Source organism: Carnobacterium sp. (assembly GCF_032094055.1).
Lineage (GTDB): Bacteria > Bacillota > Bacilli > Lactobacillales > Carnobacteriaceae > Carnobacterium_A.
The window spans coordinates 1-2,014 of the sequence record NZ_DAMDAK010000136.1 but is presented as its reverse complement, the minus strand read 5'-3'; the positions used below and the strand labels follow the sequence as shown (position 1 = coordinate 2,014).

At 34.4% G+C, this 2,014-nt stretch carries 3 protein-coding genes; 2 read left to right on the top strand and 1 reads right to left on the bottom strand.

Annotated features, from left to right (window positions below):
• Both RT405_RS13255 and RT405_RS13250 read left to right on the top strand, forming a co-directional pair.
• Positions 1-453 (top strand): GNAT family N-acetyltransferase (locus RT405_RS13255; RefSeq protein ID WP_313470319.1); only part of this gene is annotated, 453 nt, incomplete at its 5' end.
• Positions 454-492: 39 nt separating this feature from the next.
• Complete coding sequence (locus tag RT405_RS13250; RefSeq protein ID WP_313470317.1) at positions 493-1,029, top strand: adenylyl-sulfate kinase; 537 nt, start codon at positions 493-495, stop codon at positions 1,027-1,029.
• 103 nt (positions 1,030-1,132) lie between these two features.
• Here the strand turns inward: RT405_RS13250 and RT405_RS13245 are convergent, their stop codons facing one another.
• A complete protein-coding gene (locus RT405_RS13245) occupies positions 1,133-1,696 on the bottom strand; it encodes a DUF2441 domain-containing protein (protein WP_313470314.1) in 564 nt (187 codons plus the stop codon).
• Positions 1,697-2,014: the final 318 nt, after the last annotated feature.

Below are 2,014 nucleotides of genomic sequence, written 5' to 3'. Positions count from 1 at the left end.
GCTTTTCTGAAACAAGGTTGGGATGGTCGGCAGGAAGTATTAGAAAGATATTGGTTGGATCAACAAAACAAAATAAGATATGTCTTTGTAGCTGAGTTAGATGAGGATATTGCTGGATACGTCACAGTAGCAAAAAAAGCAAAGCATGGACCTTTTCAAGAAAGTGAACTACCTGAAATTACTGATTTTAATGTTTTTGAACAGTATCGAAAAAAAGGAATTGGAAATTCTTTACTAGATGCAGCAGAAAACAAAGCTATGCAGTTTTCGACTATTGTTACTTTAGGAGTTGGGCTACACTCTGGGTATGGTGCAGCACAGCGTATTTATGCAAAGCGGGGATATCTTCCTGATGGATCGGGAGTTTGGTTTGAAAACAGAAATATAGATAATGGAGAAGCTTGTAGGAATAACGATGACTTATGCATCTATTTGTCTAAAAAACTTAAATGATTCAATCATATAACGCAGAAAAAGACGGGAGGAGTAATTTTGACAAAAAGTTTTGTAGTCGTAGTTAGCGGAGTTACCGCCGGAGGAAAAACGACTTTAATCAACGAGTTGCACAAAGAATTTATAGACAGCAAAGTCATTTCTTTTGATGATTATAGTATTGACGCATTACCTTCAGCTCCGCCAATCGAAACACCCGTCCAAGAAGCTGTAAATCAATATGATCTCAGTCCTTTAATGAAGGATTTTTTGTCAGCTAAAGACACGTTTTCATTTATTTTTATAGATTTCCCTTTTGGGTATAAGCATACGATGTTAGAACCCTACATTACTAAAACCGTATACGTAAAAACTCCCTTAGATATAGTTTTCGCAAGACTGATAGTTAGAGACTATTACAATAAATCCGCTGAAGAAATCCTGAATTGGGCACAATTATATTTAGATTCTGCTCGACCAATTTTTATAGATCATGAACATTTTGTTAGTGAAGATGCCGATTTAATCCTTGATGGTACTTTACCTTTAGTCGAACAGCTTAAACTCGTAAAAAAAGCACTGCAGCTGAAAAATTGAATCTTTATTTAACCTACTGCTTAACATAACCAGAAATTAACAAAATTTTTTTATGCCTTATTCCAACAATTGAATTTACAGTTACTCAAAGCGCAAAGACCCTTTACTGAAAGTCTTCAATGATTTCTGTTACCGTTATTTCTCCGCCGATTAACACTTCTGATAAAATTTTTTCTGACGGTGAAGACCAATATATTTTTGCTTGTTCAATTTTCTCAAGAAACGATTTATTTTCTATTGAAGGCAATAAAGCAGCATTGCCTTTAAAAATTTCCCCATTTGTTTCAAGCTTAACGATTTGTATGACTTCTCTATTATAAGAGGTAAATATCTTTTTCCATTGAGCTAAACTATTCAAATCTTCCGTTCCATATAAACATTCAAATCTTGATGGCAGTTCTGGAAAATGTTCCAGCCGAACCATTTCAGTGATCACTTCTCTAATAGCTTTAGAAGAATGATCAAAAGCATTTTTTAAAAACGCTATTTCATTTTCTTCTAGCTTAGAATCTAGCTCACTAATTGCTTGATCAAGAGTTCTTTCTTTGAGGTCACTAAACCCATTCTCTAAAAAGAAATAATACAATCGGTTTTTGTGATGACTTCCAAAATTTTTTTTTTGCCCTTTATACATTGGTTTTCTTGTAACTAAATGATAATAGCCCAAACTATCCCTCCTTTTATCGTTATTCTCGTAGTTCACGTACTTCGTCATTTGTACTTGATCCTCTTCATGAAGAAACTCTCTCTAAATATTAGTTTGCGTACCCTAAGTATAGAAATTTTTATCACTTAAGTCACGAAAAAAAGGCTTACGTGACTTAAAACTCATTTTTTTAATATTAAGGGCAGGCAAAATTAATTTACGTGCCTTAAGGACTAGAAATTCAGCTTCTTAAGGCACGAAAAAAAAGGTACTCTCCGAAGAGAATACCTTTTTGATTTGCGCGGCAGCGTCCTACTCTCACAAAGGGAAACCCTTCAC